General features: G+C 67.9%; 8 protein-coding genes. 6 read left to right on the forward strand and 2 right to left on the reverse strand.

What is annotated here, in order from left to right:
* Positions 1–157 precede the first annotated feature (157 nt).
* The 5 genes from BRAO375_RS12480 (at position 158) to cobS (ending at position 4,305) form a co-directional block, all read left to right on the forward strand.
* Positions 158–1,207: a hydroxyacid dehydrogenase gene (locus tag BRAO375_RS12480; RefSeq protein WP_009027828.1), complete on the forward strand. Its 1,050-nt coding sequence runs from the start codon at positions 158–160 to the stop codon at positions 1,205–1,207.
* Between the two features lie 432 nt (positions 1,208–1,639).
* Positions 1,640–1,852 carry a hypothetical protein gene (locus BRAO375_RS12485; protein WP_009027829.1) on the forward strand — a complete coding sequence of 71 codons (213 nt, stop codon included), beginning with the start codon at positions 1,640–1,642 and terminating at the stop codon, positions 1,850–1,852.
* Positions 1,853–1,940: 88 nt separating this feature from the next.
* Positions 1,941–2,996, forward strand: a complete 1,056-nt coding sequence (cobT, locus tag BRAO375_RS12490) for a nicotinate-nucleotide--dimethylbenzimidazole phosphoribosyltransferase (protein WP_009027830.1) — start codon at positions 1,941–1,943, stop codon at positions 2,994–2,996.
* Entirely contained in the window at positions 2,996–3,589 is a 594-nt protein-coding gene (locus BRAO375_RS12495) for a histidine phosphatase family protein (RefSeq protein ID WP_009027831.1), read from the forward strand. The genes cobT and BRAO375_RS12495 overlap by 1 nt, the downstream gene beginning before the upstream one ends.
* Entirely contained in the window at positions 3,586–4,305 is a 720-nt protein-coding gene (gene cobS, locus BRAO375_RS12500) for an adenosylcobinamide-GDP ribazoletransferase (protein ID WP_009027832.1), read from the forward strand. Before BRAO375_RS12495 ends, cobS begins: the two co-directional genes overlap by 4 nt.
* On the opposite strand, the gene cobD is transcribed toward cobS, so the two are convergent.
* Positions 4,302–5,327, reverse strand: a complete 1,026-nt coding sequence (gene cobD / locus BRAO375_RS12505; RefSeq protein ID WP_009027833.1) for a threonine-phosphate decarboxylase CobD — start codon at positions 5,325–5,327, stop codon at positions 4,302–4,304. The two genes, cobS and cobD, sit on opposite strands and share 4 nt — an antisense overlap.
* A 22-nt stretch (positions 5,328–5,349) precedes the next feature.
* On the opposite strand from cobD, the gene cbiB reads away from it, so the two are divergent.
* The gene (cbiB, locus tag BRAO375_RS12510) at positions 5,350–6,321 is read left to right on the forward strand and encodes an adenosylcobinamide-phosphate synthase CbiB (protein ID WP_009027834.1); all 972 of its coding nucleotides are present in this window, start codon (positions 5,350–5,352) and stop codon (positions 6,319–6,321) included.
* On the opposite strand, the gene BRAO375_RS12515 is transcribed toward cbiB, so the two are convergent.
* A partial coding sequence (locus BRAO375_RS12515; RefSeq protein WP_009027835.1) for a cobyric acid synthase occupies positions 6,308–7,479 on the reverse strand: 1,172 nt, incomplete at its 5' end. The two genes, cbiB and BRAO375_RS12515, sit on opposite strands and share 14 nt — an antisense overlap.

Consider the following 7,479-nt stretch of genomic DNA (forward strand, 5'->3'; position numbering starts at 1 on the left):
TCGGCGTCAGTGGCCATGGTTCCTCCCGGTCTTGGTTTGGCGGAATAGGGGGACGAGCTTGACGGCGCCGGATCGATTGTCAACATGCCGGCCCGGCCGGTCAGGCATCCGCCTTTCGTGTCCGACAAGAAGCAAGAAACCAGGAGGTCGCCTGTTCATGGCCGCGAATTCCAAGCGCGTCTTCTACGTCAAATATCTCGCCCACCCGATCTTCAGCGAGCTGCTGGCGGCGCGTCCCGACGTCCGGCTCGACCGGCTGGAGAATGAGAGTGCCGAGGCCGACACGGCGCCGATCCTCGCGGCGGCCCACGCCTATCAGATCGGCGCCGCCCGCGACGAGCTGGCGCCGCGCTTCCATGTCGACGCCGACCTGTTGCGCCGAGCGCCGGGCCTGCTGATCGTCTCGAGCAATGGCGCGGGCTACGATCCGGTCGATGTCGAGGCCTGCACCCAGGCCGGCGTCCTGGTCGTCAACCAGTCCGGTGGCAATGCGCATTCGGTCGCCGAGCACACGCTCGGCATGATGCTGACGTTGTCGAAGCGCATCATCCAGTCCGACCGCCGGCTGCGCCGCGAGCGCGACGTCAACCGCAACGATTTGATCGGCAACGAGGTGCAGGGCCGCACGGTCGGCATCGTCGGCCTCGGCAATGTCGGCCGCCGGGTTGCCGAGCTGTGCCGCGGCCTGCTGGGCATGACGGTGCTGGCTTACGACCCCTATCTCTCGGCCGAGGAGATCGCGGCGCGCGGTGCGGAGAAGGTCGAGCTCGACGACCTGATGCGGCGCTCCGACTTCGTCTCGATCAATTGCCCGCTGACCCGGGAGAGCCGCGGCATGATCGGCGCCCGGGAGTTCGCGCTGATGCAGCCGAACGCCTATTTCGTCACCACCGCCCGCGGCTTCATCCATGACGAGGAGGCGCTGCTCGCTGCGTTGACAGAAAAGCGCATCGCAGGCGCCGGGCTCGACGTCTGGTCCAAGGAGCCGCCGCCGCCGGACCATCCGCTGCTGCAGCTCGACAACGTCCTGGCGAGCCCGCACACCGCCGGCGTGACCCGCGAGGCGCGGCAGAACATGGGCCGGATCGCCGCCGAGCAGCTGCTCGCCGCGCTCGACGGCGGCCGGCCGCCGCGGCTGATCAACCCGGATGCGTGGCCGCGCTACAGCGCCCGGTTCCGCGAGGTGTTCGGAATGCTGCCGGAGTAGCCGCGGAGGGCGGAAGGTGAGGAGAAGATTTCATGCGTCGTAAGCCGCAGCGCAGCAATGAATCTTCTCTCCAGAGCGGCCGCGGCGAAGCGGTCATTGCTATTTTCTCCGCTGTCTCGACAGCCGGCGGTCGGCCGATCATTTTTCCAGGAGCGCCATGAGCTTGAGCCTGATCTTTCGCTCGGCGCCGAAGGGAAATAGGTCCGATGCGCCGGCTGAACGCCATTCTGAAGTCGACTCCTGGCCGCGTGCGGCGCGCGGTGTCCAGGTTCGTCGCCATTGCCGCCGCGAGCCTCCCCGCAGCCGGCGCCTGAGCGCGGTTCCATCAGCTGCATCAAATATTTGCGTCGGCCGCTTGATATCGGTCAACAGCCGACGCCCAAGCGCGGTAACATCACCTTCGAGCACTGCTTCAACGGGCAGGGAGGTTGCATGTCGCGCTATGTCATCCATTTCATGAAGGACGTGCTGGGCGAGAACGGCCGCCAGTGCGAAATCTGCCAGAGCACGCTGGAGGTTGAGGCCGACAGCGAAGGCGAGGCCGCAGAGATCGCCAAGCAGGAGTTCTGCAAGACGCAGAACCTCCGCGACTGGTCGCTGCACGCCGACCGGATGCAGGTGAAGGCGGCCGACTTCCCGTCCTGACGGCCAAGCCAGTCGGTTCGTCTGGGTCCTTGTCATCGCCGACATCCGGTGGCAAGCGGGACACCCGCCACCAGACTGGACGTCTCACGTGTTGCCCGAATGGATCAGCCTCAATTGTCCGGCCCCGTCCGAAAGCCATCGGCGGGCGGCCCTCGCGCGGCAGGCCCAATTGACCAAGCCGCTCGGCGCGCTCGGACGGCTGGAGGAGGTCGCGGTCGAACTGGCGGCGCTGCAGGCGACGGAGCGCCCGGGGGCGGAGCGCGTGCCGGTGGTGCTGTTCGCCGGCGATCACGGCATCGCGGCCCAGGGTGTCTCGGCCTATCCGCCGGAAGTGACGGTGCAGATGCTGCACAATTTTGCGGGAGGCGGGGCGGCGATCTCGGTCCTGGCGCGGACACTGGGCTGTCCATTGGAGGTGGTCGACGTCGGCACGCTGGCGGATGAACCGGTGCGCGGCGTGGTCGTCGACAAGCCGCGGCGCGGCACGCGCGATTTCAGTGTCGAACGGGCGCTGACCCCGGAGGAGGTGGCCTTCGCCTGCGAGGCCGGACGGCGGGCGGTCGCGCGGCAGGCTGATCACGCGCCTGATCTCGTGATCTTCGGCGAGATGGGGATCGGCAACACGACCTCGGCGGCGGCGATCGCGGCCGCTCTGCTGTCGTGTGGCCCTGCCGACATCGTTGGCAGCGGAACGGGGCTCGATGCGGATGGGCGCGCTCGCAAAGCCGCGGTCATTGCCGAAGCGCTGGCGCGGCATGGGCTGACCGCTCCGGCGGCCGCGGCAGATGTCCTGGTTGCCGTCGGTGGTCTGGAGATCATCGCGATGGCGGGCGCGATCATTGCCGCCGCGGAGCGGCGCTGGCCGGTGCTGGTCGATGGCTTCATCGTCTCCGTGGCAGCGCTGGTCGCGGTGAAGCTCAATCCGTCCTGCCGGCCTTGGCTGCTGTTTTCGCACCGCTCCGCCGAGCGCGGCCATGCCCTGGTGCTCGAAGCACTCGGCGCGCGTCCGCTGATCGATCTCGATCTCAGGCTCGGCGAAGCCTCAGGCGCGGCCACCGCGCTGCCGATCATCCGGCTCGCCTGCGCACTCCACAACAGCATGGCGACCTTTGCGGAGGCCGCCGTCTCGGGGCGCGAGGGCTGATGCGGCTCGACCTGCTGCGGCATGGGACGACGGGGCGCGATGGCTATCTGGACGGCCGCACCGATCCGCCGCTGAGCGAGGCGGGCTGGGAGCAATTCCGGCGGCAAACGCAAAGCAGGGCATGGCGCACGGTCGTGAGCTCACCCTTGGCGCGGGCACGTGCGGCGGCGGAGTGTTACGCGCTGCAGGTCGGCATCGCGCCGGAGATCGACGAGGATTGGAGCGAACTGCACTTCGGACAATGGGACGGACGCAAGCGCAGCGACATCGTGAGCGAACCGAAGGAGGCCGCCTTGCTCGAGGCCTTCTACGCTGATCCAGCCGTGGCAGCGCCCGAGGGCGAGAGCTGGGCCAATCTGCAAGTCCGGGTGTCGCGCGCGATGGACCGCATTCTCGCCACGCCGGAGCCTGCGCCGGTCCTGGTGGTCACGCATGGCGGCGCGATCCGCGCCGCGCTGGCGCATCTGCTCGGCTGGCCGTTGCACCGACTGTGGAGCCTGCGCATTCATCCAGGCACCCGTCTCACGCTCGAAGCCGGACAGGGCGCCGATGGCGCGCCGTGGGGCGAAATCGTCGAGATCATCCAGCCATGAGCCTTCGTGAATTCTGGATCGCCCTGCAATTCCTGACGCGTCTGCCGACGCCACGCGTTGAGGATAACAGGCCCGATGATCTCGCGCAGGCGTCGCGGTGGTTTCCGGCCGCGGGGCTGGTGATCGGCGCCTGTCTCGCGATTCTCGCTCGGATCTTTCAAAGCGCCGATCCGTGGATCGTCGCGCTCGCCGTGCTCGTCGGCTGGATCTGGATCACCGGCGCGCTGCATCTCGACGGGCTCGGTGATGTCGCCGATGCGTTCGGTGCCTCGCATGGCAAGCCCGAGCGCTTTATCGCTGTGCTCGGCGATCCCCAAGCCGGCAGCTTCGCGGTCGTCGCGATCGCCCTGCAGATTGCAGCGAAGCTGGTGCTGATCGCAGAGTTGGCGACGGGGCCGACGGCCTGGGCGCTCGTGCTGATCCCGGCCTGGGCGCGGTTGGGGACGCTGGTCTGTACGAAGACTCTGTTGTCGCTGAAGCCGGGGCTCGGCGCGAGCGTCGCGAACAGCGTCGGCAGGAACGTGATTGTCGGATGGGGCGGCGTTCTCGCCATCGGCGCGCTCGCCGGTGCAGTTCCGACCCTGATCGCCATCGTGCTCATCCCGGCGATTGCCTTCTACTGGCAATGGCGGCTTGGCGGCATCACCGGCGACTGCCACGGCGCCAGCATCGAGGTGACGGAGACGCTGCTGCTCGCAGCCTGCGTGCTCGGCTAGCCGGCAAGCGCCTCGGCAAGCCGCTGCCATTGAGCTTCATCGCCCGGCAGGCCGAAACGCAGCCAGCTCGGTTGCGCCGGGAAGCGGCGGACATGAATGCCGTGACGCGCGAGCCGGTCGGCAATGTCGGCGGCTCTCGCCGATGCGACCAGCCGGAATAGCAGTGTGCCGCCGATAGCCGTGCACCCGGCCTGGGACAGAAGCGCATCGATGCGCGCGCAATCCCTGGTCAGTCGCGCGCGCGTCTGGCGCAGCCACGTGTCGTCGGCCAGTGCAGCCGCTCCAATGGTGAGCGCCGGTCCCGAAACCGCCCATGGACCCAGTTCGTCGCGCATATGTCGTATGATGTCGTCCGAGCTGATCGCAAAGCCGAGGCGCATGCCGGCAAGGCCGTAGACCTTGCCGAACGAGCGCAGCACGATCGTGGCTGGCGGCAGATCGGCCGCGAGGCTAGCTTCGCGCGGAGAGAGATCGGCAAAGGCTTCGTCGACGACCAGCAGGCCGTCGCGCCGGCGCAGGGTCGACGCCAGGCGGACCAGCGCATCGCGCGGCTGCAGGCCGCCGGTCGGATTGTTGGGATTCACGATCACTGCAACGTCGGCCGCAGCGAGCGCATCGAGGTCATCGACCAATTCGACCCGATGGCCGGCGCGGCGCCAGCACAGCGCGTGCTCCTCATAGGTCGGCGCCAGTACGGCGACGCGCGATCGCGGGCGCAGCCGCGGCATGATCTGCAGAAGCGCCTGCGTTCCCGGTGCGGCAACGATCATCTCGGGCTCCGCTACGCCGTAGCGTGCCGCGGCCGCAGCCTGAAGCGCGTGCTGCTCGGCCTTGCTCGGCAGGCGTGCCCAGCTTGCCGCCCGGAGCTCGGGCAGAGGATAAGGGACGGGATTGATGCCGGTCGACAGGTCGATCCAGGGCTGTGGCGCATCCGGGTAGCGGCGGCCGATCGCGTCGAGGTCGCCGCCGTGAACGATGGCTTCCGGCTGATCCACGCGCGTGCTAGTCGCTCTGTCGTCCATGTCTATCCCTTAGCGGAGATCGATGTTCGTCTCACTCGCGCTCACGGCGCTCCTCTTCGAGGCGGCGGTCGGTTATCCCCAGATCCTGGTGCAGCGGATCGGTCATCCCGTGATGTGGATGGGCGCGCTGATAGCATGGGCTGACGATCGCTGGAACAGGGCAGGCGACAGCTTCGCGCTGCGCCAGGCGTTCGGCGTCGCGCTCGTGGTCCTGCTCGTGGCCGGAATGGCCGCCATCGGCGTGGCTGCGACCTGGCTCCTGGCGGCGGCCCTCGGCGACATCGCCGCGACGCTCATTCTCGGCGTGGTGGCGAGCAGCCTGCTGGCGCAGCGCAGTCTCTACACGCATGTTGCTGCCGTCGCAGCGGGGTTGGAAACGAGCGGGCTCGACGGTGGCCGTCGCACGGTGGCGATGATCGTCGGGCGCGATCCGGAGCGGCTGGATGAAGCCGGCGTGTCGCGCGCGGCGATCGAGAGTCTCGCCGAGAATTTCTCCGACGGCGTCGTGGCGCCGTTGTTCTGGCTGTTCATGGGCGGGCTTCCCGGCATTCTGGTCTACAAGGCGGTGAACACCGCCGACAGCATGATCGGCCATCTGTCCGATCGTCACCGCGCGTTCGGCTGGGCCGCGGCGCGGCTGGATGATCTGATCAACCTGCCGGCCTCGCGCCTGTCGGCGGTGTGGATCGCAGCTGCTGCGCGCCTCGTTCCCGGTGCATCCTCGTCATCGGCGCTGCATGCCGTCGCGCGCGATGCATCGAACCATCGCTCACCAAATGCAGGCTGGCCGGAGGCCGCGATGGCCGGAGCGTTGGGGCTGCGTCTCGCCGGGCCGCGCGTCTATCATGGGCACCTTGTGACAGATGCCTGGATGGGCGACGGACGCGCCAATCTGAACGCGTCCGACATCCGGCGCGCCTTGCGGCTTTACCGGCTCGCCTGTCTGATCCAGGCGCTGTTCGTCGCGATCATCTTCCTCGTCAAGGTGCTGTAGAAGGCAGGCCGCGCGGTGCAGTCGCGAGCGCGAGCAGACGGTTGATATCGACATGGCGCTCGAGATGCGCCGCAAGCCCATCCAGAGTCGCCTCGACATCGCTCTCGTAGGCGAGTTCGGTCGTTGTGGCACCGAGACGACCGAGCCAATGCGCGCGAAGGCCGTCATCGGCGAACAGGCCGTGCACGTAGCAACCGGCGATCTGCCCCTCGCGCGCGACCGCGCCATCGCGGCGGCCATCGGCGAAAGTGAGAAACGGGGTTTGAGCGGCCGGCCCGTCGGTGCGGCCGATATGCATCTCGTAGCCGTGGAACGGAATCGGATCCTCGGTGAGCGCGCCGTGCACCTCGCGCAGCGCCTTGTCGTCGGTCAGGGTCGTTTCGACGTCGAGCAGGCCAAGCCCCGCGACGGAACCGGGGGCGCCTTCACGGCCGTCGGGATCGCTGATCACGCGCCCGAGCATCTGGTAGCCACCGCAGATACCGAGCACGCGGCCGCCGCGGCGCAGATGCGCCAACAGATCAATGTCCCAGCCGGTCTCCCGCAAGGCCTGGAGATCGGCGATGGTCGCTTTCGAGCCGGGCAGGATCACGATCGCCGCATCCCCGGGGATCGGCGTGCCCGGCCGCAAGAAGTGCAGATCGATTCCGTTTTCCAGCCGCAACGGATCGAACTCGTCGAAATTGGAGATGCGGGGATAGGCGAGCACGACGACCTTTGGCCGGTGTCCGCCTGCAGCGCTACGTCCAGGCAGACCGAGCGCATCCTCCGCAGGCAGCCGGCGCGCATCGGAAAAGTGCGGGATGAGCCCGAGCGACGGCCATTCGGTGCGTGTCGCGATCTCGTTCATGCCGGATGCAAACAAGGCGGGATCGCCGCGGAATTTGTTGACGAGAAAACCGGCGACCAGATCGGCATCGTCAGGCGCGAGCACCGCCTTCGTCCCAACGAGGCTCGCAATGACGCCGCCGCGATCGATGTCGCCGATGATCACCACCGGAATCTGCGTCGCCTGCGCGAAGCCCATGTTGGCGATGTCGCCGGCGCGCAAATTGATCTCCGACGCGGAGCCTGCGCCTTCGACCAGAACGATGTCGCTGTCAGCGGCGAGGTGATGGAAGCTTTCCAGCACGGCCGCCCTGAGCTGCGGCTTCATGG

The sequence above is a fragment of the Bradyrhizobium sp. ORS 375 genome, assembly GCF_000239775.1.
Taxonomy (GTDB): Bacteria; Pseudomonadota; Alphaproteobacteria; order Rhizobiales; family Xanthobacteraceae; genus Bradyrhizobium.